This is a genomic window from Pseudorhizobium xiangyangii, assembly GCF_020531965.1.
In the GTDB taxonomy this organism is placed as follows: Bacteria; Pseudomonadota; Alphaproteobacteria; order Rhizobiales; family Rhizobiaceae; genus Neorhizobium; species Neorhizobium xiangyangii.
The window spans coordinates 60,306-84,966 of record NZ_JAJAWH010000016.1; the positions used below are offsets into that span (position 1 = coordinate 60,306).

Below are 24,661 nucleotides of genomic sequence, written 5' to 3' on the forward strand. Positions count from 1 at the left end.
GATGGCTCTCGTCAAGAATCGCCGTCGCGAGCGAGGGGTCGACTATTGGCCGGGATTCGTGGACGCGCTGTCGACGCTGCTGCTGGCCATCATGTTCCTGCTCACCGTCTTCGTCCTGGCGCAGTTCCTGCTCAGCCGCGAGATTACCGGCCGGGATGAAGTTCTCACCCGCCTGAATACCCAGATCGCCGAATTGACCGAATTGCTGGCGCTCGAAAAGGGCAATGCCCAGGACCTCGAGGACGTGCTCGCGAACCTGCAGTCGTCGCTCGCGTCATCGGAAAGCGAGAGATCGCGCTTGCAATCCTTGCTTGACCAAGGCGCCGGAGCCGGCAATGCAGCTAATGCCCGTGTCGGCCAGTTGACGGAGGAGCTCGGCGACGAGCGGCAGGTCAGCGCACGCGCGATGAGCCAGATTGAGCTTCTCAACCAGCAGATTGCGGCACTCAGGGCGCAGATTGCTGCCGTGGAGCAGGCATTGCAGGCGTCGGAAGCCAAGGACCAGACATCGCAGGCGCAGATTTCCGACCTCGGGCGGCGGCTGAACGTGGCGCTGGCGCAGCGGGTTCAGGAACTGAACCGTTACCGCTCCGACTTCTTCGGACGGCTGCGCGAAATCCTGTCGGACCGCGAGAACATCCGTATTGTCGGCGATCGCTTTGTCTTCCAGTCCGAGGTGCTGTTCCCGGTTGGCGGCAGCGACCTTGACGATACGGGCCGCGGCGAGATGGACAAGCTTGCGACCGCGCTTCTCGATCTGGCGCGGGAAATCCCGGCGGAGATCAACTGGGTGCTGCGGGTCGATGGGCATACGGACAATTCACCGCTGACCGGCACGGGCCGCTACCGCGATAACTGGGAGCTCTCTTCCGCCCGCGCGACGTCGGTGGTGAAGCATCTGATTTCCCGTGGAGTGCCCGCCAATCGCCTCGTCGCTGCCGGCTTTGGTGAATATCAGCCGCTCGCGCAAGGGGATACGCCGGACGTCCGGTCCCAGAACCGCCGCATCGAGCTCAAGCTTACCGAGCGCTGATTTTACAAGGCGCTGACGCTGTCGCGTTCGAGGTCGTGGAATTGCAGGCGCGCAAGCTTGGCATAGATGCCGCCGCGGGCGATGAGGCTCTGGTGGGTGCCTTCCTCGACGATGCGGCCCTCGTCCATGACGAGAATGCGATCTGCCTTGAGGACGGTTGCGAGACGGTGGGCAATCACCAGCGTCGTCCGATCCTTCATCAATCCATCCAACGCCTTCTGCACCAGCGTTTCGCTCTCGGCATCGAGTGCGGAGGTCGCTTCGTCGAGCAGAAGGACGGGCGACTTGCGCAGGATAGCGCGTGCAATGGCGATCCGCTGACGCTGGCCGCCGGACAGTGTTACGCCGCGTTCACCGGCAAGCGTGTCGTAGCCGTCCTCAAGCCTGACGATGAACTCGTCCGCCTGCGCCGCGACGGCTGCAGCGCGCACGTCTTCGCGTGAGGCATTGGCCAAGCCGAAGGCGATGTTGTCGTGGATCGACGCCGCAAATATCGTCACGTCCTGCGGAACGATCGCCAGGCGATTGCGAATGTCGGCCAGGGAGGCTTGGCGCAGATCTATGCCGTCCAGGCGCACAGAGCCCGAGACGGGGTCATAGAAGCGCAGCAGCAGTGAAAAGATCGTGCTCTTGCCGGCACCGGAAGGGCCGACGATGGCGACCGTCTCTCCGGGGCGAACCTCCAGGGAAAGGCCGTTGAGCGTGACCGTGTTTTCCCGCGAAGGGTAGGCGAAGAAAACCTCGTCGAACGCAATTGCGCCTCGGGCAGGTGAGGGAAGAGCGACCGGGTTGGCCGGATCGCGGATAGCCGGAACCTCGTGCAACAGCTCGGTCAGCCGCTCGGCTGCTCCACCGGCTTGCGACAGTTCGCCCCAAACCTCCGACAATTGTCCCAGCGCGCTGGCGGCGATGACCGAATAGAGCACGAACTGTCCGAGCGTACCGGCCGTCATGGTCCCGCTCAACACGTTCTGCGCGCCGTACCACAAGACGCCGACAATGCTGCCGAACACCATGAAGATGGCAAATCCGGTGAGAAGTGCGCGGGAGCGGATTGCCGCACGGGCGGCGTCGAAGGCGTCTTCCACGGTGGCGGCATAACGGGCGGCGGCAGTCGCTTCGCCGTTGAAGGCCTGAACGGTGCGCGCCGCGCCGATGGTTTCCGAAGCGAAGGCGGAGGTGCGTGCCAATGTGTCCTGGGCTGCACGCGACCGCTTGCGCACCGAGCGTCCGAAGGCGACCAGCGGAAAGACGATAACCGGGATCGCGCCGAGCGCTAGGCCGGAGAGCTGCGGGCTCGTGTAGACCATCATCGCCATCGCACCGAGACAGAGGATGGTGTTACGCAGGGCCTGGGAGGCGGCCGACCCGAAGGCGGACTTGATCTGTACCGTGTCGGCGGTAAGCCTCGAGACGATCTCCCCCGACTGGTTGACGTCGTAGAAGGCCGGAGAGAGGGCTGTCACGCGCGCGAACACGTCGCCGCGGAGATCGGCGACAACGCGCTCTCCGACGGTGATGACGAAGTAGTAGCGCATGGCGCTGGCCAGCGAAAGCAGCGCGGCCAGCGTCAGGAGCATGCCGAAGTAGTTGTTGATGAAGGAGCCGTCTGCGGCCCCGAATCCATGGTCGACCATGCGGCGCACGGCGAGCGGCAGGGCAAGCGTCGTGGCGGCGGAGAGAGTGAGCGAGAACAGCGCCCCGACCACGAGGCCGCGATATCGGGACAGGTATGGAAGCAGGCTTGCAAGCGGTCTGATAGCCTTGCCTTTCGGCTGTCTGTCTTCTTTATACGCCACTTTACCCCCAGCCTGATCGGCCTCTTTTTTCTGAGACCCGCGGTACTTGTGCTTCCGGCGCCCATCCTGTATAGGCTCCGCATCGAATTGGGAAGCCGTGGCCGTCCGGTCTGCGGCTTCATTTATTGGAGAGGGTCTGCGATCGCAATTGCGACATATGGACCCCGGACAGCAGGAATAGGGCCATGAAGACTGATATCCACCCCGACTACCACATGATCAAGGTCGTCATGACCGATGGTACCGCGTACGAAACCCGTTCGACCTGGGGTTCGGAAGGCGCGACGATGAACCTTGAAATCGATCCGACGTCGCACCCGGCATGGACCGGCGGCAACCAGCAGCTGCTGGACCGCGGCGGCCGCGTTTCCAAGTTCAACAAGCGCTTCGGTGGTCTCGGCCTCTAAGCCGACCAGAGAATTCGAAAAGACCCGGCTTCGGCCGGGTTTTTTTGTGCCTTCTTCAGTGCTGAGGCACAAAAAAAGCAGGCCGATGGCCTGCTTCAGGTGGTGCTGCTGAAACTTTAGTGGCTATGCGGTGAAGGCGGTACGCAGAAGATGCAACTGTGCACGCACGCCGTTTTCATTGTTCGGCGTCACCACTGCATCGCTCGGGCGATAGATCTCGCGGTCGAGGAGCGCCACGCGGTTCTGCAGGCGCAGCGAGCGCTCCACGAGGTCCCGGAAGCCCTCCGGCAGGTTGAGCCAGCCCGGCGCATTCTTGTCGACGTTGAAGCCATCGAGGCGGACCTTGTTCTTTTCGGCAAGGACCTGGTCGCGACTCATTTCACCATTGTTGACGGCCCGCTGCAGGAGCAGCCAGGAGGCCATCTGCATGAGCCGGGTAGTAAGCCGCATCGACTCGGCAGCGTAGAGAACCGAAGCGATCCGCGGCAAAACCTTGGAGGCTGCGCGACCCGATCCGTCCAGATAGCTTGCCGTCTCCTCAACCAACGCCATTCCTTCGGCATAGAGCGCCTTGAATTGCGATGAGGTTGCGGCGCGGCCCGCAAAGTTGACGGTATTCAGTCCCTGTTCCGACATGAAAATCATCCTGCTAACGCATCACAATAAGGGCAATGACCGCGGGAGGAGAAAGTTCCGTGGCGCCATTTCTTGAAGTTAAGATGATGTCTATAGCGGGAAACCGCAAGGCGTTTCTTAAGGAAGGGTTAATACCCACACCTTTGAGCGCGCAGCGGAAAAAGAAGAGCCGCAAAAGCGGCTCTCAAGGTAAAACAGGGAGAAAGTCAGAACTATTCGCCGCTAGGTGAAACCGTCTGAATCCGGGAAAGCCCGGATGTCCACCATCATCTATGTTGATGATTAATATTCGATTAAAAATGGAATTGGTTTACTTTGTTTTTCGCGGCCAGCTCGTCAGGAACGGAACAGACTGTCGGCCGCGCGGCGGCCCGCAGCCTTGTTCTGCTTCTCGGCCTCGAGGCGGGCGATCTCGTGCGTCAAGAGCACGATCCGCTGCTCCAGCTCCTCAACCGAAAGTGAACTGAGATCGCTGCCGACCTCGTGGGTGGAGGGCTTCTTGGGTCTGTCGTCGTCGGCAAGCGTCATGGGGATGGCCTTTCCTGTGGCTGGTCGCTTCCGCCGTCGGTCGGCGCGCGCGGATTAAGCAGCAGGCTCTCCGGCGTGGTCAGGGACGGGGCGAGGGCAGGGGAGCCCGCATAGCTTTCCCGCTCATCCACCGGTACCGGCGCCCTCCTGCGGCTCCGGAAAATGGCATATGCCGTCACCAGTATATGGGCCAGCGCCGTGACGGAGAACAGGGCATGCGGACCAAGCCAAGTCATGACAGGGCCGCCGAGTGTCGGTCCGATGATCGTGCCGATGCCGAACAGCAGCAGCAGGCCGCCGGAGACTTTCACGAAATCTTCCGAAGAGGCGTGGTCGTTCGCATGCGCCACGGCGATCGGGTAGAGCGCATTGGCTGCCGCACCATAGATGGCGACGAGGATGATGATCGCGTAGACATTGCCCGGCTGGAACAGGACGAGCGACAGGCCTGCCAAGGCCGCGACGCCTGACAAGGCCGCCAGCACATAGCGGCGATCCATGGTGTCCGACATGCGGCCAGCGGGGAACTGTGCGATGGCGCCGGCGAAGATGGTGATGCTGACCATCACCGCGATCATTCCTTCATCCAGCCCGGCGTGGGCGCCGAACACCGCGGCAAGCGTCCCGTAGGCGCCGTTGGCCATGCCGATGAGCAGGATGGCGACGAAGGATACCGGCGAGGTGCGATAGAGTGCCCGGAGATCCAGCTTGACGCGCTTCAGGGGTTGTGGCGATGCAGCCCGTGAAACTGCTGTGGGTATGATTGCCGCGCAGTAGAGGATGCCGCAGATCATGAACAGGATCGGTGTCGAAATATCCGCGAAGGGTACCATCATCTGGCCGCCGACGACGCCGAAAAGGGTGATCGAGATGTAGAAGGAGAAGATGGCGCCGCGGCTTTCGTTGGTCGCGCGTTCGTTCAGCCAGCTTTCGATGATCATGGACGTACCGGCTGTGCAGAAGCCGGTAACGGCGCGAAGGATCAGCCAGGCGGTCTGGTCCACCAGGATTCCGGTCAGCAGGACATTGAGGCAGATCAGGGCGCCGAACCCGGCGAAGGCGCGCACGTGGCCGATCCGGCGGACGAGATTGGGTGCCACGAAGCAACCGATGACGAAGCCGGATGCCCATGTCGTCCCGATCAGGCCGAGGATCTCGTTGGAGTAGCCCTCCATGGATCCTCTGACGGGGAGGAGCAGGCCCTGCAGGCCATTGCCGAGAAACAGGAAGAGTGTGCTCGTCAGAAGTGCGAGGACTGGCAGAAGGTTACGTCGCATGTCTAGGACCGGTTTCTTTGGTCTTGAGAGTAGGGCGTTGGCGGGGCTCAGGGGAATACATGTTGCCTGTGTCGTCAATTGAGGATTAACGACCGGGGGTAAAAAGTTTCCGACTGACTTCCGATTCGGTTTTCAGGCATTGGTGGCCAGCAAAGATGTCCGGCCTGTGACAAAGGCGGACTCGGGGAGAAATTCATGTCGAAGGCAATCGGCATCCTGTTGCTCCTTGCCATGTTGGTGCACATCATTCGGCCACTCGGGCTTCCGGGTCTGAAGCGGCGCGCCGATTTCTGGAAGATTGCAGTGGCGGCCTTCGTGATCTGGAGTTTCGCCCTGGTTATCCGGGATTTCTCCTGAGCGGCTTCTCATGGAAGCTGAGGCCGTGATGCCGATCAGACCAGGCCGTGATCCTTCATGGCCTTTTCCTCGTCGGCGGTGATGTAGGCGAAAATCTTCGGGCTGCCGCTTGCAGTCGTGAGAAAATAGAAGTTCGTGAAGCGAATATTGCCACTTTTGCCGGCGCTGTTGAGATAGGCAAAATCCCACCCTACTTCCGCCATCGCGTGGATGTCGTCGAGAGGGGTGACTTTCACATCGGTGATCGACATCTGCTTGCCGCCTACCTTCCGGTAATCGGCAAAGCCTTGCGGAATGACCTTCCGGAAGCTTGCGTCGTTGGCGCTGCCGAACACGGCCTGTGGCGTGGATCCGACGAAATAAGCGGCAAAGAAGTCTGCCGTTTTCTCCGCATCGATTGTCGGCGGATCTTGCAACCCGTCGTTGCTTGTTCGGCCATAATCGTCAAAGAAATCGCGAATCCTGGTTTCCATCTCGGACATTTGTCTTCCTCCACACCGAAGAGAACGCCACGCGACCAATTCCGTTCATTCCCGATGTCGATCGGGTGGAGACGAAAAAGGCCGCGCCGTTGCCGGCGCGACCCTTGCTCCTCCTCAGGAAAGGTTTGGCTTATGCCGCCTTTTCGAGGTCCTGCTTCCAGCTGCCCTTGGCAGCGAGCGTGTTCATGGCGGCGCGATGGGCAAAGGCGCGCTGGCCGGCAGCGACGTTTTCCGTCTTGCCGCCCCAAGCCTTGAGCGCCGTATCCTGAAGCGCGCGGCCGTAGGAGTAGGTCAGTGCCCACGGCAGGTCGCGGCCGGAATTCATGGCGGAAAGGTGCGCCGTTGCTTCTTCCGAAGATTGCCCGCCCGAGAGGAAGGCGATGCCCGGTACCGCAGACGGCACGGTTGCCTTCAGGACCTTGACGGTCTTTTCGGCAACTTCGGCGACCGAAGCCTTGCGGGCATTCTTGCCGTCGATGATCATGTTGGGCTTCAGGATCATGCCTTCGAGATTGACCCGTGCATCATACAGGTCGGCGAAGACGGTGCGCAGCACGTGCTCCGTCACCTCGGCGCAGGTGTCGATGCTGTGGGCGCCCGGCGTGCCGTCCATCAGGACTTCCGGCTCGACGATCGGCACGATGCCGGCTTCCTGGCAGAGAGCGGCATAGCGGGCGAGCGCCTGCGAGTTTGCCTTGATCGAGCCCCAGGTCGGCAGCTTCTCTTCGGTGGAGATGGTGATCACGCCGCGCCACTTGGCGAAACGGGCACCGGCCTCATAATACTTGGCGAGGCGTTCACGCAGGCCGTCGAGGCCTTCAGTCACGGTCTCGCCCGGATAGGCGGCCATCGGCTTTGCGCCGGTATCGACCTTGATCCCCGGAATGCTGCCGGCCGCCTTGATGAGGTCCACGAAGGACGTGCCGTCGGCGGCCTTCTGGAAAAGCGTTTCCTCATAGAGGATGACACCGGAGATGCACTTCGTCATGGCATCTTCCGTGCGGAAGAGCATTTCGCGATAGTCGCGGCGGCTGGTCTCGGTGGATTCCACGCCGATGCTGTCGAAGCGCTTCTTGATGGTTGAGGTAGACTCGTCAGCTGCAAGGAGCCCCTTGCCGTCGGCCACCATCTTGACGGCAATATCTTCCAGACGTTCGGTCATCATCATTCTCCAACACTTGATATTTGAGGCGATACCAGATGTAGGGCGGAAGTAAATCCGAGGCTAAATTATTGAAACGTTTGAATTCAATTTAATCGTTTTAAAAAACTAAATATTTTAAACCCTGTGGACGAAGGCGTGGAAACTCCTAATTTCCACGCCCTCCATCTGGTCTACTTGCTCAGAACGGCGACGCCGGGCAGTTCCTTGCCTTCCATCCACTCAAGGAAGGCACCGCCGGCAGTGGAAATGTAGGTGAAGTCATCCGCGGCACCAGCGTGGTTCAGCGCGGCTACCGTATCGCCGCCGCCGGCTACCGATGTCAGCTTGCCCGCCTTGGTCTGCTCCGCCGCGAAGCGTGCGGCTGCCACGGTGGCCTTGTCGAAAGGCTGAATCTCGAACGCGCCGAGTGGGCCGTTCCAGACCAGCGTCTGTGCCTTCGCGATCCAATCGTTGACCGCCGAAACCGATTTCGGGCCGACATCGAGAACCATGGCGTCGGAAGGGATGGCTTCGATGGCAACAACCTCGTTTGCCGCGCCGGCCTTGAACTCCCGGGCTATGACGCCGTCGATCGGCAGGACGATCGAGCATCCCGACGTCTGCGCCTCGGCCAGGATGCTTCGTGCCGTGTCGGCAAGATCATGCTCGCAAAGCGACTTGCCGACATCGATGCCCTGGGCTGCGAGGAAGGTATTGGCCATGCCGCCGCCGATGACCAGCGCATCCACCTTCTTCACCAGGTTCGTCAGCAGGTCGATCTTGCTGGAAACCTTGGCGCCACCGACGATGGCGACAACCGGATGGGCGGGTTTTCCGAGGCCTTTTTCCAGTGCTTCGAGCTCGGCCTGCATCGTGCGGCCAGCATAGGCGGGGAGATGATGGGCAAGACCTTCGGTGGAGGCGTGGGCGCGGTGAGCAGCGGAGAAGGCGTCGTTGACATAGATGTCGCCGTTCTTGGCCAGGGCTGCCGTGAAGTCCGCGTCGTTCTTTTCCTCTCCCTTATGGAAGCGGGTGTTTTCCAGGAGCAGGACATCGCCATTCTTCATGGCGGCCACCGCCTGTTCGGCGTCCGGGCCGATGCAGTCGGCGGCAAACAGGATCTTCTGGCCGAGCACTTCGTTGACCGCCGAAACGATCAGCGACAGCGACATGTCAGCTACCGGTGCACCCTTAGGTCGGCCGAAGTGGGCGAGAAGGATAACCTTGGCGCCTTTCCCGGACAGTTCGAGGATGGTCGGTGCAACGCGCTCGATGCGGGTGGCGTCGGTCACCTTGCCTTCGGAAACCGGTACGTTGAGGTCCACGCGCACGAGAACGCGCTTTCCTTCGATATTTGTCAGGTCGTCAATGGTCTTGAAAGCCGGCATAGTCCGCATCCTCTCAGGCTCTGAAAATCGAAGCGGACCATACTATTCCTGATTGGCGGCGCAAGGGATTGAGGCGGCATTCCCCGTTTGGGTGTGATGCGGCCGTTGCGCCGATTGCGCTCAGCCGCCGGTCGCGCCCGGCCTGCTGTTCGGCTTTCCGCGGTACTTGCGCAGTCGATCCCGCACGCGATGGGCAATCTCGCGCATGTTGATGAAGATCGGCAGGGTCGTGGCCGGCTCGACCGGCTCCAGGGAAACGCCGAGGCTGCGGATTTCGTCCTGTTCATCCAGTTCCCGGATGATCAGCACGACAGAACCGAATCTGACCCGGTCGGCATATTCCGCCTTGCCGCCCAGACGGTGGGTCATCAGAGCGGCAATGGTCATGTTCTGCTCGGTCGGTGAAAGCAGGCCCGGGCCATAGGCCGCATCCAGTTCCCGCGCCGGACGCGCCGGCGATATGGCGAAGGCGCCGAAGAAGTCCTCGTCATCGGCTTCGACCGGCGCATGGCTGGCGAAGAGACGGTCCAGCAAGCGGATGTAGGTCGGATTGACGAAGAGATAGACCTGATCGTCCTCCTGCAGGCGACCGGCATACTGATAGCGCACGCTTTTTCCATCACGGATCACCAGCGAGGGCATTGCCCAGCGGGGGATGCGCTCGCCCTTGAGAACGGCGCTGTCCGTCATCACGCGATAGGAGACGAGTTCGTGCGTCGACTTGCCCGGCAGGTCGAGTTCGACCTTGTCGACCTCTCCCATCCGCCGGGGAATGATCAGGCCGAGCTTCTGAGCGACGGGCTTGATCGTCCATCCCTGGAGAAGGAGCGACACCATGACGATGATGAAGGCGGCGTTGAAGAAGACCGTGCCGTTCTCCAGTCCACCGAGGATGGGCATGATGGCGAGCAGGATGGACACGGCGCCGCGAAGGCCGACCCAGGCGACGAAGCCGGTCTCCTGCTGGGTGAACTGGAACGGCAGCAGGCTCAGCCAGACAGCGAGCGGACGTGCAACGAAGACCAGGAAGAGGGCAAGCGTGATTGCCGGAACGAGAATGCCGAGAAACTGCGACGGGGTCGCGAGAAGCCCGAGCACGAGGAACATGATGATCTGCGCCAGCCAGGTCAGGCCCTCGTGGAAGCGCGCGATGGCCTGCTTGGCGAACATCTTGCGATTGCCGGCATAGATGCCTGCCACATAGACGGCAAGGAAGCCGCTGCCGCCGATAGCGCCCGTAAAGGCGAAGACGAGGAGCGCAAGCGCCAGGACGAAGATCGGGGCCAGCGAGCGGTCCGTGGTCATGTGGTTGAGAACCCAGACGATCATCATGCCGCCGAGGAGGCCGAAGATAACGCCAAGCGACATTTCCTCGATGAAGAGCAGCAGGAACCCGAGATCGATCCCGGCAATTCCTTTTCCGCTCGCGATGACCTCGACCAGCGCGATCGTCAGGAAGATCGCCATCGGATCGTTGGTTCCCGATTCCACTTCAAGCGTCGAACGGACCTGATCGCGAATATTGATGCCGCCAATGCGCAGCAGGAAGAACACCGCTGCTGCATCGGTCGAACCGACGATGGATCCGAGCAGAAGGCCCTCCAGCAATGTGAAGTCGAGGAGGAACATGGCGGCGACGGCGAAAATCGACGCCGTCACCAGAACGCCGACCGAAGCCAGGGCGAGGGCAGGCAATGCGGCGACGCGAAGCGAATGGATGGATGTGCCAAAGCCGGAGTCGAACAGGATAATCGCCAGCGCCAGGGATCCCAGCATGTAGGAAAGCCCGTAGTTCTCGAATTCGATACCGAGGCCGTCGACGCCGGCGACGAGACCGATCGAAAGGAAAATCAGAAGCAGCGGGGCGCCGAAGCGAAAGGCAATCAGGCTCGAAAAGGCGGCCGCCAACACCAGGATCGTGCCGACCAGCAGGAATATGTAAAATGCCTCTACCATTCCCGCCTCTCCTGAACAGGCTCACACATTCCCGGATCGCTCGCTTCAAAAGCGACGCGCCGTGCCCCATTGGGCCTCATCGTATGTCGGATTTTCCGCCAAGCGGACGAATCGAAACAACGATTTAATATGGCGGGAAGAATTCGGGCAACAGAAGGGCAGGAGACAAAAGAAAACGGCGGTCCGGAAGCCGGCCGCCGTTTTTGTAATCAGCTTATGTAGCAGGCTCTTAGATGAGCTTGCCCATGGCGACTGCCGTATCGGACATGCGGTTGGAGAAGCCCCACTCGTTGTCGTACCAGGACAGGACGCGCACGAACTTGCCTTCCATGACCTTGGTCTGGTCGATGGCGAAGATCGAGGAATGGCTGTCGTGGTTGAAGTCGCGCGATACGAGCGGCTCTTCGGTGTAGCCGAGAACGCCCTTCAGCTTGCCGTTGGCGGCAGACTTGATGGCTTCGTTGATCTCGGCAATCGTGGTCGCCTTCTTGGCAACGAACTTGAAGTCGACGACCGAAACGTTCGGGGTCGGCACGCGGATCGAGGTACCGTCGAGCTTGCCCTTGAGGTGCGGCAGCACGAGGCCGACGGCCTTTGCGGCACCGGTCGAGGTCGGGATCATGGACAAAGCTGCGGCGCGGGCGCGGTACAGGTCCTTGTGCATGGTGTCGAGCGTCGGCTGGTCGCCCGTGTAGGAGTGGATCGTGGTCATGAAACCGTGGTCGATGCCGACGACGTCATCGAGAACCTTGACCACCGGAACCAGGCAGTTCGTGGTGCAGGAGGCGTTGGAGATGACCAGATGGTCCTTGGTGAGCTGGTCGTGATTGACGCCGAACACCACGGTCAGGTCGGAATTTTCGCCCGGAGCCGAGATGATGACGCGCTTGGCGCCGGCCGTCAGATGGGCAGCAGCCTTGTCGCGGGCGGTGAAGATGCCGGTGCATTCCAGCGCGATGTCGACGCCGAGTTCCTTGTGCGGCAGCTGGGCCGGATCGCGCACGGCAGTGACCTTGATCGGCTTGCCGCCGTCGACAATGATCGTGTCGCCCTCGACCTTAACGTCCGCCGGAAACTTTCCATGGATCGAGTCGTAGCGCAGCAGGTGAGCGTTGGTCTCGACCGGGCCGAGGTCGTTGATGGCAACCACTTCGATGTCGGTGCGGCCCGACTCGACGATGGCGCGCAGAACATTGCGGCCGATACGGCCGAAGCCGTTGATGGCAACTTTTACAGTCATTCCATTCTCTCCCGTGAACTAACGGATGCAGGTTTAGAAGTAGATGCCGCAAGGTCGGGTGACCTTGCGGCAGATCAATGTCAGGCGAGCTTGGCCTCGGCTGCCGCCACCACCGCTTCCGCGGTGATGCCGAAGTGCTTGTAGAGGTCCTTGGCAGGACCGGATGCGCCGAACGACTTCATGCCGATGAAGATGCCGTCGGATCCGATCAGGGCGTCCCAGCCCTCGCGAACGGCCGCTTCGATAGCGACCTTGACCGGGGACTTGCCGATGATGGCTTCGCGGTAATCCGCAGGCTGCAGCATGAACAGCTCGACGCAGGGAACCGAAACGACGCGGGTTGCGACGCCCTTCTGTTCCAGCGTGGCGGCTGCCTTGACGGCGATCTCGACTTCCGAGCCGGAGGCGAAGATCGTTACCTTTGCCTCGCTGGAGGAGATGAGATCATAGGCACCGTAGGCGCAAAGGTTCTTCTCTTCGTATTCCTTGCGGACCGGCATGAGGTTCTGACGGGTAAGCGCCAGGCCGGAGGGGCGGTGCTTTTCCTTCAGCGCCAGCTGCCAGCACTCTACCGTTTCCGTCTCGTCGGCCGGACGGAACACGAGCAGGTTCGGGATGGCGCGAAGTGCGGCCAGATGCTCGACCGGCTGGTGAGTCGGGCCATCTTCGCCCACGCCGATGGAATCGTGCGTCCAGACGTGGATGACACGGATGCCCATGAGAGCGGCCAGACGAACGGACGGACGGCAATAGTCCGAGAAGATCAGGAAGCCGCCGGAATAGGGGATGAGACCGCCATGCAGTGCGATGCCGTTCATGGCAGCGGCCGTCGCATGTTCGCGAATGCCCCAGTGCATGTAGCGACCAGAGAAATCGGTCGGCGTGATTGCCGTCATCTGGCTCGTCTTGGTGTTGTTCGACGGTGTCAGGTCGGCGGAGCCGCCGATCGTTTCCGGAAGAAGGCCGTTGACGACTTCAAGCACATCCTCGGACGCCTTGCGGGTGGCGACGGTCGGGTTGTTTTCAGCGATCTTCTTCTTGAAGGCGTCGATCGTGCTGTCGAAATTGCCGGGCAGGTCGCCGGCGAAGCGCCGAACGAACTCGGCGCGCTTTTCGGTCGGGGTTGCGCCAAGGCGGTCTTCCCATTCCATGCGCACCTTGTTCGAGCGCAGGCCTGCAAGGCGCCATGCGTCCAGAACGTCGGCCGGAACGCTGAAGGCTTCTGCTTCCCAGTTGAGAGACTTGCGGGCCGCAGCGATTTCCTCGGCGCCGAGCGGGCTGCCGTGGACCTTGTGCGTACCCTGTTTGTTGGGCGCGCCGAAGCCGATCACGGTCTTGGCTGCGATGAGGGTCGGCTTGTCGGACTTCTGGGCAGCCGTGATGGCAGCATCGATCGCTTCAGGATCATGGCCGTCGACGGCAATCGTGTTCCAGTTGACCGCCTTGAAGCGGGCGATCTGGTCGGTGCTGTCGGACAGCGACACGGCGCCGTCGATGGTGATGGAGTTGTCGTCCCAGAACAGGATCAGCTTGTTCAGCTTCAGGTGGCCCGCAAGTGCGATCGCCTCCTGGCTGATGCCTTCCATCAAGCAGCCGTCGCCGGCCAGCACATAGGTATAATGGTTCTGCAGGTCCGAACCGAACTCGTCGGCAAGCTTGCGTTCAGCGATCGCCATGCCGACGGCATTGGCAATGCCCTGGCCGAGCGGGCCGGTTGTGGTCTCGATGCCGGAAACGTGGCCGTATTCCGGGTGACCTGCCGTCTTGGAGCCGAGCTGGCGGAACTGCTTGAGGTCTTCGACCGTGATGTCCTCATAGCCCGTGAGATAGAGGAGCGAATAGAGAAGCATCGAGCCATGGCCGGCGGACAGCACGAAGCGGTCGCGGTCGGGCCACAGCGGGTTCTTCGGATCGAAGTTCATGTGCCGTGAGAAGAGAACCGTCGCGACGTCGGCAGCGCCCATGGGCAGACCTGGGTGGCCGGAGTTGGCCTTCTCCACTGCATCCATGGAAAGAAAACGGATCGCATTCGCCATCCGGTTGTGTTTTTCGCGAGAGATCATGGCTATTCCGCTGTTTCCGGGGGTCGGTCACGGTCCTTTCGAGGGACCGCCTGAAAGCGGCTGATCCTTAGCAGGTGCAACGCGCAAGTCAACAAAAGCGGCCCTTGCCCGGTCGTTCCTGCGGCAAGATTTCCAACACATCGCCCGCCATCTGTATTAAAGTCGGTTCGCATGTAGCGTCCCTGATGATTCACAGATTAGCGGTGGGCGAAGGCGGCGGATTTGTTGACCGACCCTTCCGGGCTGCATAGTCTGGGATTGTAATAAGCAAGGTGAATGGCGCCGATTCGGCGTCTCCGCTTCGTTGAAAATGGAAGACACGGATGCCGGCGGAAAAGACGTTGGATCAGGCACTCGCGGAACTCAGGGCCGTCATTGGCGGACTGGAGAATGCCGTCGATATGCGGATCGAACACCAGCGCCAGAACAGCGAAGTCGAGGGCGAGGTGCGGCGGGTCCACGAAGACCGGGCGCAGCTTGCGCAGGAACTCGATCAATCGCAGTTTCGTGCCAACCGCCTCGAAGAGGTCAATCGGGAAGTGTCCAGGCGTCTGGTGACGGCGATGGAGACAATCCGGGCAGTGCTGGATCGCTGACTGCTGCCCCGTTCAAGGAAATTCGAATGGCCCAGGTGACTGTGACGATCGACGGCAAGGCCTACAGGATGGCCTGCGAAGAGGGGCAGGAAGGGCATCTCACCGACCTTGCCGCCCGTTTCGACCAATATGTCAGCCACCTGAAAAGTCAGTTCGGCGAGATCGGCGACCTCCGGTTAACCGTGATGTCCGGCATCATGGTGATGGATGAACTGTCGGAACTGACCCGCAAGGTCGCCAGGCTGGAAGCGGAGATGTCGGCGCTGCAATCGGCGCAGGACGGAACGCTGGAAAACAACCAGCACAACGAGCAGTTACTGGTTTCGACGCTTGGCGAAGTCACTGGGCGACTGGATGCGCTGGCCGCAAAACTGACCGGCCGGACGGCGCAGGTGAATTAGATCGGCAATCTGCCGATTGCGCGCGGTGTCCACTGGCGCTGCGACGATTTCCGCCTTATATGTTGGATGCGATCTGCGCCTCTCGACAGGAACCACAATCCCTGGGGCCATACTCGATCCAAAGGGAGCTGTCCCTGACCAGGCCCGTGGGCTTGGTCATATGGCGCCCACCTACGTTTGTAGGCACCCAGGATCGTAAACCTCCATCGGTTGCCGTGGATCGCGCTGATTTTCTTGTCTTTTTCCGTTTCTTTTCGGCTCTCGAACGCAATTTTGACACCGACTTTAACACCGGTGCCGTATTCGAGTAGTCGTAATGGCAGACCAGTATCGCCTGTATCTTCATCCGAATGGCGTATTTTACCATCGTGTAAAAGTCCCTGCCGACATCAGACACCTTTATGGAAAAGAGATCGCGCAGAGGTCGCTGCGGACTCGCGACTATCGTTGCGCTGTTCGCCTGTTGCCGCAAGTCATAGTCGAGTTTGACCTTGAGTTCGCTCGACTCCGAGCTGTAGTCGGCGACAGTGGGGCGGCGGGCTTGATGGAACAGAAACATGATACCCCGACACCGTCCCAAGAGGTCGTGAGGCACGAAGGAATTGACTCTGGCGTAGGGGTCATTTCAGACCCGCGCGGTCCTATGGTCGGATTTCCTGCAGAGTTGGGAAGGCGTCAGCCCGAGGTCGGGTCGCACTATTTTGGAGGACCCGATCTCCCCCCAATGTCCGTTATTGCGGCAGAGTGCTTTTTAGCCGTCGCAAGAGAGAAGCTATGGAGCGCGAAGACACAATCCACTCGCAAGATGCAAATCGATCAGTTCATCGAGATATGCGGAGATAAGCCCCTCAATCGATATACTCAAGAAGACATCCGGAACCTCAAATCGACCCTCTTCGCTCTCCCACCTCGATCTTACGGACAGAAAATCTTTGCCGGACTGTCGAAGGCACAGGTTGCTGAAAAAGCGACGAGACTTGGCATGCCGGGGTTGTCGGCGGAAAGCGTCAGACAGATCATGACATCTGCCAACATCGTGTTCGGATGGTCGCGCTCCGAATACGATCACAGCCTCCGAAATATCGTGCAGCCAATGGTTCCGCCACCGTCATACACTGGCAACCGCCGGGACAAGAGACTGGGCTTTTCAAGCCAGGAGTTGCAAAGGATATTCAAACATCCAGTGTTTACGGGTGTTGAAAGCGAGCGCAACTGGCTTCGGTCAGGTCCGGTCCAGATGCACCAGACCGGGCGGTATTGGGTGCCGCTGCTATCGCTGTTTACCGGGACTCGCTTGATGGAGGCGGTGCAGTTGAGTGGAGAGGATGTTCGCTGCGAGGACCAAATCTGGTTCATTGACATCAATGATGACGGAGCCGAACAATCAGGCAAGCGCGTTAAAACCGCCTCATCTGTTCGGCGCATTCCAATTCACCCAATACTGATTGAACTCGGTTTTTTGGATTTCGCTTCGACGGTAGGAAGGGGGCAACGTTTGTTCAGCGACATCACAGTCGGACCTTCTTTTCAGCGTCATCGACACGCTTCAAAACTGTTCAATAGACTTCTGGAAAGTGTCGGAGTGAAGGGACCGAAAAAGGTTTGGCACTCGCTCAGGCACTCCTTCGAGCAAGCGTACCGCGATAGTCGCGTCGATAGTGCAATCATGGATCAGCTGCAGGGGCATTCTCCAAAAGCTATGCATGGGGTCTATGGGGATGGCTACGGACTTGATGCTCTAAATGAAGGCATAAAGTCCATCAGCTATCGAGACCTTGATCTGTCACACATCGGAGCGTTCCATATCTGCGCTTCCGACCCTGACGAGGTGGTCGGCATGTCAACCCGAACTCCCTAATTCGACATACCATTGATCAACGCGCGAAGCTCTTTCGCGGCGTCAAAACCGATAGCCCGAGCGATTATTGCATACTCGACAACGTCCAACCTACGTTGCCCGCTTTCGAGTCTGGCGACGAATGACTGATGCTCACCAATCGCAGTCGCAAGTTGTTCCTGTGTGATGCCTGACGCTTTCCGCTTCTGAATGAGCAGCGCCACCAGTGCCGCATGCATGGTCGAATGCAACGTTTTTTCCATGCGTGCCCCCAAAACTTTCCGACTGGGGGCTTCCAATATATCTGAAAAACAGATATCTAAAAATCAGATATTCTTGTCTTGCTGACTCACCCGCGCGCCCGCGCCTGCCGAAGGCTGTGCGCACAACCTATGGATACGAGATTTGCTTACAAAGTTATTCTTCTTCTTGGTCCGCACTACGATCTTTCTGGTTTTCCTCGCGTGGTTAGCCAGCGAATTTCTGATCGGAGATATGACCATCGTCCCGCCGAACGCGGGCACGGTAGGCAACCAGGAAAACCAGACCGGTGGCTTGATCATCCCAAGGAGCGATCCTCGGTTTACAGGAGGAAACTAAGTCAGGAGCGAATCAGGAGAGGTCTTCGACTATGAGCCTAAACTCAAATGGTTTTGGCAGTTGGCGGCAGGAGATCATATTCTACGTCCCTCGCCGATCTGCGGCGAAGCTGTCAGCGATGGATGCATTTACAGAGATTGATAGCGTCGAGCTTGAACGAGCTTGTTTCGTTTGGCAGGCAACGAGTCAGCGGCGAGGCGATGATGAGCAAGTCGTATTCTCGCTTCATCAGTTGCTTGCAGGCACCGTTGATCTGCGCGATTGGCAGATCGACTGGAGTCGATCACGCTACTGATCGGATGCCACCAGGGCGGTGGTGAACCTGTCTATCCTACAGCCCAAGTATGGGGCAGGGGGCTGGATATGCTGCCCAAGCGATTGCCCTTAGAGTGACGGCTGTTCGGCTGATGCTGCCTTATTCCTCGCTCTTTGCGCCGCCTTCCGTTCCCGATCATAGGTTCGTTGCTCTTCCACCGTCCGATTGACTTGAGGACGACCAAGCGCCTTCCTTTCGTACGATAGATCAAGCTCCAAGGGAGTGGATGGAGCGCATCCATAAAGCTCCTGAATGTATGCTGCGATGCCTTCATCGGGTACGACGACTGTGATCGTGCTTGTGTTGTCCTTGTTGCGGACAGCGGTTCTACCGATGAACTGTTGAACCATTTCGTAGCATAGTGCCGCCTTGGCTTGCTTTGCCGTGATGCCGTAAAATGCCATCAGTCGGTGACGGGTTACCGGGTCATGGTTGATGGCAGCGCCAAACACAGCCATTGTATGGTGCGACAGGCTGTTCCAGCCGTGCGGCGCGGTCATGACCCGTTCGCCAAACCCTTCGCATTCCAATGCCCAATCATAGTCTTTGTCGCCGTTCTTGTTCGTACAGAAGATATGCGGTCGATGCCCGAACGTGGTCGCTACGGTTGAGGCGTAGGCGATATAGAAGAGTTCAGCACCCATATCTTTGTGGAGGCGGTCATAGAAGGACTGCGACAGGTTCTTGAGTGGTAGATTGTACAACACGATGTTCACGGCTTGATGGCTTAGATCATGGTAATCCAGCCTGTCTTCAATCTCTTTGTGAGACTGGAATACAACGTCGCGAGACCACATCAGCGCCAGCATCGTACGCTCTAAATTCGCTGCCAGAACGATGGTCTCTTTATGAGCATCCACAATGGTTGGCAGTGTGAAGATCGTGAACTGAAGCGGCACTTTTTCCATGCCCTTCTTCTTCTTCTTTTCGAACTCTTCACCGGAGATGGCGGCATCGAATGTTTCTTTATCGATGACGACTTGATGATGCTGGTTCTTAACGAATGCGTCCAATTCGCGGGCAGGTTTGCCGTACGATTTGTAATCGTTGTCTTCGCTCCAGCTTTGATTCATTGGGGTAGCGACGACTTCGTAATATCCATCGACATGGCTATCAGTAACGGTAAGTTCCTGAACATCCTCTGCCGACTTGAACCAAATCTTGATGGTTTCCAGCGGTGAGAAGCTTTCGTCTAAAACGAGGATGCGGTTCGCGGTATCGGTGGAAGTGTTGAGCGCAATCTTGTTGTTGCAAATTAGTACGCCGTCATATCGTTTCGCGCACTGGCTCTTAAACTCTTCTGATGCTGATCGGAAAATTTCCTGTGAAATCACATGAGACTTCACGCCAAGCTCCAGAAAACGACTGTGGTGCTCGTTTGAGAGGTTATTGGTCGGGGTTGCCAGTGTGAGCGGGATTGGACCGTATTTGGCGATCCTTTCGGCATGCCATTCTCTGAAAGAGCGTGATTTTGCGCTACCGATTGGACCGCTTACTATGTGAATTGTCTTCGTCATTGAAATGAAACCTCGTAGAATTTGAAATAGAAACGAAAAAAGTCCTCGTGCGTCTGGGCATGACACGAGGACCTTTGATAGACTTTTCGTTTTCTATTCAGGAGGTTCGTTGCGCAAAGCCGACGACAGGGACTGTTGAATTACAGTCCTGCCCAGACCTTGCATTCAACAAATGCATTTAGGGAAACGTCATGCTGACGACGGGCGAAATAGCCGTAAATCGTACGAAGCGATGAATTTTCTTTGAGAAAATCAGCAGTGGCAACAGGTGTCGATGATGTGAAGCGCGTCAGTGCTGAAGATTCTTAAAGAATATCATGGATCGTGGTGGAAGTCAAACAAAAATGTGAACGAACCGTGAAGATTCAGCAACGTTTTGCTACACTTCAGGTTCTTTGCTATACCTAAACCGGTCTTCGCTACACTTCACGATGTGAGTTGGAATCCAGTCGATATAGGTTGGATAGCCATGGGATTGATTTATACCGAGTGACATCACATCTTCAATACAATGAACCGTGAGTTCGGTAAGGCGTAAGCCGTCCGAACGAAGCTGCCGAAGGCAGTTATTCAATGTCGATGGGATTCAATAGGGTTGATCTTATCCGAGTGAACCCCATTGAATTTGATCGGATGCCAATGGGATTTGAACCATATCAAGTAAGATCACATCTTAAAAAACATTAGTCCTTGAGTTCGGTAAGGCGAAGCCGTCCGGACGAAACTGCCGAAGGCAGGAGTCAATGTCGATAGAAACCAATAGGTGATGATCTGATCTATTGAATCCCATCACACCCTACGGGTAAGATCACACATCAATAGATGAAATGGAAAACGATTGGAATTTAAACCAACAATGGATTCTAACGGATTCTAATGGTTTCTATGGATCGTTAGGAACGGCTTCGCCGTAACCGTCTCGCTTCGCTCGTCGGTTATATTCATGGTTTATTAGATTCTTGTAGCTGGTTGAATCTGATTCCTATCCTATGGAATCTTATGGATTTTTGTCCCAATTAATTCTTTAGAGTATACTATAGAGACTAAAATGGGACATCACAGCAAGCACCGGATGAAGTGGAGCAAGGGGACATTCTATTGCCGTCCATCCCGTTTTGCCGTCCTCCCACCGTCTCATTAGGGTAAACCCAAACAGCGCAACCGCCTGATACACTTTTTGCGTCTCAATAGGGTTGTTATTCCTCAACCGAGACAGTATGACTCAATGGTCTTAAACCCATATGGGACACTTTCATCGTGAACCACATTTACGGCTACGCACGAGTCAGCAGCACTGATCAAGACCTATCGATTCAGGAAGCAGCGTTGAAAGCTGCCGGAGCGACGGTGATCCGATCTGAAAAGAAAACCGGCACCACCACTAAAGGACGCGATGAACTCGCCACGCTGATCGAGTTCGCCAGACCCGGCGACACGATCATAGTCACCCGCATCGATAGACTCGCTCGCTCCATCGGCGACTTGTCCAAAATCGTTGATGAATTGACCACCAAGGGCGTCCACCTGAAGGCGACCGAACAGCCAATCGACACCAGTTCACCAGCGGGAAGGGCCTTCCTTCAGATGTTGGGTGTGTTCGCCGAATTCGAGACCGCCATTCGCAAAGAGCGGCAACTTGAGGGCATAGCGAAAGCCAAGGCTAACGGCGTCTATAAGGGGCGGACGCCGAAGATCGCTGTCGATGAGGTCATGAAGCTCATTGGTGCCGGGATGCGCCCCACCGACATTGCCAAGGAACTGAAAATTGGCAGGGCATCTGTCTACCGGGCACTGGCAAACGACGGCTAATATAGGATTAAGTTCCTATAATGCTCATGTATTCCATTATTATGGAACTCGGTGGGGGTTTTGGCGCGTTTGCCGTGCCGGGGCGATATATGTGGTCCCGCCAAGGACTGCCAAGGACTGCTAAGGATTACTACGAACCGCCACTTAAGGAAGCAGACGTGGACTACCCCTGAATTGCGTCGTATTCTCGCATGATCAGGGCAGGGAGCAACCGAAGTGAGCACGGTTGATGATCTTCCATCGAATTCCTACTCCGGCTTAGACCACTCGACCGGTGATCCGTTCGTGCGCATTCATGGCGACGACGTCTGCTTCAAAGAAGGTCGAGCAGCGGCGGAAGCAGGGATTAGCGTTGAACAAAATCCTTACGGGTACTCCGGAAATCGGCAATCGAGGTTGTGGATCATGGGCTTCATGTCCCGGTCAGTTGGGAACTTCACATAGCCACTCCACTATATGCGTCACTCCACATCGATGACTTCGCTGAACGCGATTTCCTTTAAAACAAGCCCATCCGGAGTCGTGATCTCGAAAACGCGGTCATCTTCGACATTGGGAAAGTCCGGTGACCTCATTTCGAGTATTGCCCGCAGCGCCTGTTCATAGGCTTGATCGAGCGTACCGAATTCCAAGCCGTCTTCATCCTCGTTCAGTTTGTCATTCTTTCGGATATGGAAATAGTACTTGGGCATCTGCTTTGCGCTCCTCTTTGGAGTGCTAAAACCAGTACCGGTTCAAACAGTTCCATTCGTGCGGTGAACTCGATACATGCCAGTCGCAACACGCGAGCGTGAACTGAGAAAAGGGCGATTTAGTATTGCCTGATGGACTGCTGTCTACAGACAACATCACTCCAGCCGAAACACGTCCTTGAATGGCACTTCTCTTAGAACCAGCCCATCTGGATCGGTAATCTCAAACACGCGCTCGTCGTCGTGGAAATGAGCCGGTCTCGCCAGCACCATCTCTATCGCAGTCCTAACGGCTTCGGCGTGGGCCTCATCCAGCGTTTCGAACTCTACGCCCCGCTCGTCACGGTCAAGTTCGCCGTTCTCACCACGAATATGGAAGTGATATTTAAGCATTCGCTACTATACAGCCAATATCTTGTATGCAGTAGGAATTTTGATCGGCACCATCGGGACGAACGGTGTTGTTGATGCTGGTCTTAATCCGTGATCGCCGTCCACCTCGTCAAAATCCAACCGATCAATTAGCTCCATCAAATAAGAACGGATGGAGAACGTCGTGGATGATGGCTTACGGCTGGTGTCACTGTCTTTGAACGGCTCGTGTTGTAATGAACCGCCCAAGGGTGATCCGGGAGGAGAGGGGAAACGCCCTTATTTCACCAGCGCCATGCTGTGAGACTGAATGAATTTGGCGCACTTCATCTCGTACTGGATGTGGACGGACTCTTCGTTCGTAATGTCGCTTTGCATTGAGTAGAGGTTGATGATCCTCCTCTTTAACCGCCGATCAATCACGTCATCGTAGCCGTAACCGGTCGCATAGATTTCCATTGGCTCCATACTGGAATGCCTCATTCGGTCTGGTGCCAGCAAATCCATGTTTTGAGGTGCGAACGCGAAGCCAAGGAATACCAGTGTAGAGGCGCTAAGCATTGCCTCTTCAATCTGCTGTGCTGTCTCGCTCACAACGGATTCAGACCAAGTGACGATGCTTTCGCTCATTGCCCTAAGTCGGTGAGAGGCTACTTCGTCTCCAAATGGATGGACGTCTAATCTGCCGAGACTGCCGTAGGGGTGAATGATGTTGATCTGATCGACAATCTGACGGGCCTTCTGCCGATCTATGCCACGGAACGTTTTTATAATGGCTTCAGTAAGATAGTGTTCGATACATCTATCATAGTTAAAGACGATGATCGTGATGTTGTTGCCGACCTGTTCGACGTCATCGTTTCTCACGCCTTCGAACAGAAGTTGTGTGAATGTTTTGATCCATGTTCCGTTCACGTTGTCCCATAGGAAGGGGTCGCGACTATTTTTGTTCCGGGCTAAGAGGCTTCCATGTTCAGCCTTGGCAATGGCGTAGGCAATCTGAAGCTTTCCGGTTTCCGCAATGATAGGATCGTCGTAATGGCGGTTTATGAATTCATCTATTGATCCAGCAAGATCGATTGACCGATTGATTTCAGCCATCGATTCAAATCGCTGTCTGAGATCGTTTCCGTCTCGATAACGTTCCCGCAATTCGTCATAAATCGCCCGAACGCCTTCCCGAAGATCGTACTCAATCCGAAAGTTGCTGTTCTGCTTGATCGTGTCCATGAGGGCAGAACCGACCGGCAGATTGAATTCTGCGCTTGCTCCAGCGCCTACAATGAAGACTGTATTGTCTGCGAACATCTGTGAGCCTTTATCCCGTGTGTCGAAATCTCGTATTTAATCAAATGCCCATTATTAATCATCGCCAACCCGCATAGCTACGTACAGCCTGTCCTGTATCTCTGCTGGGGAGAGTTGATCAAACAAGCAACTCTCCACAGAGGAGATCTCTTGCGCCGCTTCGGTGCTTGAGTACAATTCGATGTAGTTTCCAGAATCATCATACTGTTTGTCGATGTGCTTCTGACGCAGCGTTTTTATCTGTCTAATGCTCTCGCTTAGTTCAACGAACCAGTCTGTAATTCCTTCGCCAAATACAAACGAGGCCCGTTGAGCGAGCCCGTCCATATCCTCATGGGCACGACCCATGAAATGGTTTGGAGCGTGTTTCGCCGAGAATGCTCTAAGGTCATCGTAGATTTTGTATCGCTCGCCAAAAAGGTTCAGCCGATAGGTCCGCTTGGCGCTCTCTTCTGCTTGTCGATGCTGCTGCTGAAGTAGATCGTTCTGGCTGTTGATCGTCTTCAATTGAGCATCAACGACCTTCCGGCTCTCAACGAACTGTTCGCGGGTTTCGTTGAGTTCTTGTCGTTGAGTAAGGACCGCTGCGACCAGCCATATGAGTGCGAGGGGGGCGAACACCCCGGCAAGGAAATCGCCTATCGCATTGAGTTCGGTTGTGCCCGAAAAGAACGTGAAAATTCGATCTGATCCGATCTGCCAGAAAAGCGCGACCAGATAGACGACTGTCAATACACCAGCCAATATTAGCCAGTTGGCACGTTTGAGCCAGTTTCGCATTCTTCCTCCAAGACACGCTCATGCGTTGTCACGACTCTGACAAGCAACCTAAGCCAGTAGTCGTGGTTCCAGGAAGCCAGATACCCGCCGAACGCGAGCAGAACCTAAGTTCGTTGGGGAAAA

24 protein-coding genes and 1 other RNA gene are annotated in these 24,661 nt (G+C 57.2%); 9 read left to right on the forward strand and 16 right to left on the reverse strand.

What is annotated here, in order from left to right; all coding sequences use genetic code 11:
• Position 1 precedes the first annotated feature (1 nt).
• Positions 2–1,033: a peptidoglycan -binding protein gene (locus tag LH464_RS15535; protein WP_226787307.1), complete on the forward strand. Its 1,032-nt coding sequence runs from the start codon at positions 2–4 to the stop codon at positions 1,031–1,033.
• Between the two features lie 2 nt (positions 1,034–1,035).
• Here the strand turns inward: LH464_RS15535 and LH464_RS15540 are convergent, their stop codons facing one another.
• On the reverse strand, positions 1,036–2,832 hold the full coding sequence (locus LH464_RS15540) for an ABC transporter transmembrane domain-containing protein (RefSeq protein ID WP_226787308.1): 1,797 nt from the start codon (positions 2,830–2,832) through the stop codon (positions 1,036–1,038).
• Positions 2,833–3,017: 185 nt separating this feature from the next.
• Here LH464_RS15540 and rpmE point away from each other — a divergent pair, with 185 nt between their 5' ends.
• Entirely contained in the window at positions 3,018–3,239 is a 222-nt protein-coding gene (rpmE, locus tag LH464_RS15545) for a 50S ribosomal protein L31 (RefSeq protein WP_226787309.1), read from the forward strand.
• A 123-nt stretch (positions 3,240–3,362) separates the two neighbouring features.
• On the opposite strand, the gene rcdA is transcribed toward rpmE, so the two are convergent.
• The 3 genes from rcdA to LH464_RS15560 all read right to left on the reverse strand — a co-directional run bounded on the left by rcdA (position 3,363) and on the right by LH464_RS15560 (position 5,680).
• Positions 3,363–3,875 (reverse strand): protease adaptor protein RcdA, encoded by a 513-nt coding sequence (gene rcdA, locus LH464_RS15550; RefSeq protein ID WP_226787310.1) that lies wholly within the window; start codon positions 3,873–3,875, stop codon positions 3,363–3,365.
• Between the two features lie 336 nt (positions 3,876–4,211).
• Positions 4,212–4,403, reverse strand: a complete 192-nt coding sequence (locus tag LH464_RS15555) for a DUF1192 domain-containing protein (protein WP_226787311.1) — start codon at positions 4,401–4,403, stop codon at positions 4,212–4,214.
• A complete protein-coding gene (locus LH464_RS15560) occupies positions 4,400–5,680 on the reverse strand; it encodes an MFS transporter (RefSeq protein WP_226787312.1) in 1,281 nt (426 codons plus the stop codon). Before LH464_RS15560 ends, LH464_RS15555 begins: the two co-directional genes overlap by 4 nt.
• A 195-nt stretch (positions 5,681–5,875) precedes the next feature.
• Here LH464_RS15560 and LH464_RS15565 point away from each other — a divergent pair, with 195 nt between their 5' ends.
• Positions 5,876–6,037, forward strand: coding sequence for a hypothetical protein (locus LH464_RS15565; RefSeq protein WP_226787313.1), 162 nt, complete (start codon positions 5,876–5,878; stop codon positions 6,035–6,037).
• Positions 6,038–6,072: 35 nt separating this feature from the next.
• Here LH464_RS15565 and LH464_RS15570 read toward each other — a convergent pair whose 3' ends face one another.
• From LH464_RS15570 to tkt, 6 genes are all read right to left on the reverse strand, one after another.
• A complete protein-coding gene (locus tag LH464_RS15570) occupies positions 6,073–6,519 on the reverse strand; it encodes a hypothetical protein (RefSeq protein WP_226787314.1) in 447 nt (148 codons plus the stop codon).
• A gap of 130 nt (positions 6,520–6,649) precedes the next feature.
• Positions 6,650–7,681, reverse strand: a complete 1,032-nt coding sequence (locus LH464_RS15575) for a class I fructose-bisphosphate aldolase (protein ID WP_226787315.1) — start codon at positions 7,679–7,681, stop codon at positions 6,650–6,652.
• A 173-nt stretch (positions 7,682–7,854) separates the two neighbouring features.
• Positions 7,855–9,051: a phosphoglycerate kinase gene (locus tag LH464_RS15580; RefSeq protein ID WP_226787316.1), complete on the reverse strand. Its 1,197-nt coding sequence runs from the start codon at positions 9,049–9,051 to the stop codon at positions 7,855–7,857.
• A 120-nt stretch (positions 9,052–9,171) separates the two neighbouring features.
• Positions 9,172–11,007 carry a potassium/proton antiporter gene (locus LH464_RS15585; protein ID WP_226787317.1) on the reverse strand — a complete coding sequence of 612 codons (1,836 nt, stop codon included), beginning with the start codon at positions 11,005–11,007 and terminating at the stop codon, positions 9,172–9,174.
• Positions 11,008–11,236: 229 nt separating this feature from the next.
• The gene (gene gap, locus LH464_RS15590) at positions 11,237–12,247 is read right to left on the reverse strand and encodes a type I glyceraldehyde-3-phosphate dehydrogenase (protein ID WP_226787318.1); all 1,011 of its coding nucleotides are present in this window, start codon (positions 12,245–12,247) and stop codon (positions 11,237–11,239) included.
• Between the two features lie 80 nt (positions 12,248–12,327).
• Positions 12,328–14,310 (reverse strand): transketolase, encoded by a 1,983-nt coding sequence (gene tkt, locus LH464_RS15595; RefSeq protein ID WP_226787319.1) that lies wholly within the window; start codon positions 14,308–14,310, stop codon positions 12,328–12,330.
• A 323-nt stretch (positions 14,311–14,633) separates the two neighbouring features.
• Between tkt and LH464_RS15600 the strand changes: the two genes are divergently transcribed.
• From LH464_RS15600 to LH464_RS15615, 4 genes are all read left to right on the forward strand, one after another.
• Positions 14,634–14,906, forward strand: a complete 273-nt coding sequence (locus tag LH464_RS15600; RefSeq protein ID WP_226787320.1) for a DUF4164 domain-containing protein — start codon at positions 14,634–14,636, stop codon at positions 14,904–14,906.
• Between the two features lie 26 nt (positions 14,907–14,932).
• Positions 14,933–15,307 (forward strand): cell division protein ZapA, encoded by a 375-nt coding sequence (locus tag LH464_RS15605; RefSeq protein WP_226787321.1) that lies wholly within the window; start codon positions 14,933–14,935, stop codon positions 15,305–15,307.
• A gap of 67 nt (positions 15,308–15,374) precedes the next feature.
• Positions 15,375–15,533: non-coding RNA, 6S RNA (ssrS, locus tag LH464_RS15610), on the forward strand.
• A 90-nt stretch (positions 15,534–15,623) separates the two neighbouring features.
• Positions 15,624–17,165, forward strand: a complete 1,542-nt coding sequence (locus LH464_RS15615) for a site-specific integrase (RefSeq protein ID WP_226787322.1) — start codon at positions 15,624–15,626, stop codon at positions 17,163–17,165.
• On the opposite strand, the gene LH464_RS15620 is transcribed toward LH464_RS15615, so the two are convergent.
• On the reverse strand, positions 17,162–17,407 hold the full coding sequence (locus LH464_RS15620; protein ID WP_226787323.1) for a helix-turn-helix domain-containing protein: 246 nt from the start codon (positions 17,405–17,407) through the stop codon (positions 17,162–17,164). The two genes, LH464_RS15615 and LH464_RS15620, sit on opposite strands and share 4 nt — an antisense overlap.
• 368 nt (positions 17,408–17,775) lie before the next feature.
• Here LH464_RS15620 and LH464_RS15625 point away from each other — a divergent pair, with 368 nt between their 5' ends.
• Complete coding sequence (locus LH464_RS15625) at positions 17,776–18,039, forward strand: hypothetical protein (RefSeq protein WP_226787324.1); 264 nt, start codon at positions 17,776–17,778, stop codon at positions 18,037–18,039.
• 89 nt (positions 18,040–18,128) lie between these two features.
• Here LH464_RS15625 and LH464_RS15630 read toward each other — a convergent pair whose 3' ends face one another.
• Positions 18,129–19,577, reverse strand: a complete 1,449-nt coding sequence (locus tag LH464_RS15630; protein WP_226787325.1) for a hypothetical protein — start codon at positions 19,575–19,577, stop codon at positions 18,129–18,131.
• 1,257 nt (positions 19,578–20,834) lie between these two features.
• Between LH464_RS15630 and LH464_RS15635 the strand changes: the two genes are divergently transcribed.
• Positions 20,835–21,386 (forward strand): recombinase family protein, encoded by a 552-nt coding sequence (locus LH464_RS15635; RefSeq protein WP_226787326.1) that lies wholly within the window; start codon positions 20,835–20,837, stop codon positions 21,384–21,386.
• 461 nt (positions 21,387–21,847) lie between these two features.
• Here the strand turns inward: LH464_RS15635 and LH464_RS15640 are convergent, their stop codons facing one another.
• The 4 genes from LH464_RS15640 to LH464_RS15655 form a co-directional block, all read right to left on the reverse strand.
• A complete protein-coding gene (locus tag LH464_RS15640) occupies positions 21,848–22,078 on the reverse strand; it encodes a DUF6894 family protein (protein ID WP_226787327.1) in 231 nt (76 codons plus the stop codon).
• Positions 22,079–22,234: 156 nt separating this feature from the next.
• Positions 22,235–22,471, reverse strand: a complete 237-nt coding sequence (locus LH464_RS15645) for a DUF6894 family protein (protein ID WP_226787328.1) — start codon at positions 22,469–22,471, stop codon at positions 22,235–22,237.
• 258 nt (positions 22,472–22,729) lie between these two features.
• Entirely contained in the window at positions 22,730–23,758 is a 1,029-nt protein-coding gene (locus LH464_RS15650; RefSeq protein ID WP_226787329.1) for an SIR2 family protein, read from the reverse strand.
• 54 nt (positions 23,759–23,812) lie between these two features.
• Positions 23,813–24,538 (reverse strand): hypothetical protein, encoded by a 726-nt coding sequence (locus LH464_RS15655; RefSeq protein WP_226787330.1) that lies wholly within the window; start codon positions 24,536–24,538, stop codon positions 23,813–23,815.
• Between the last annotated feature and the right edge of the window lie 123 nt (positions 24,539–24,661).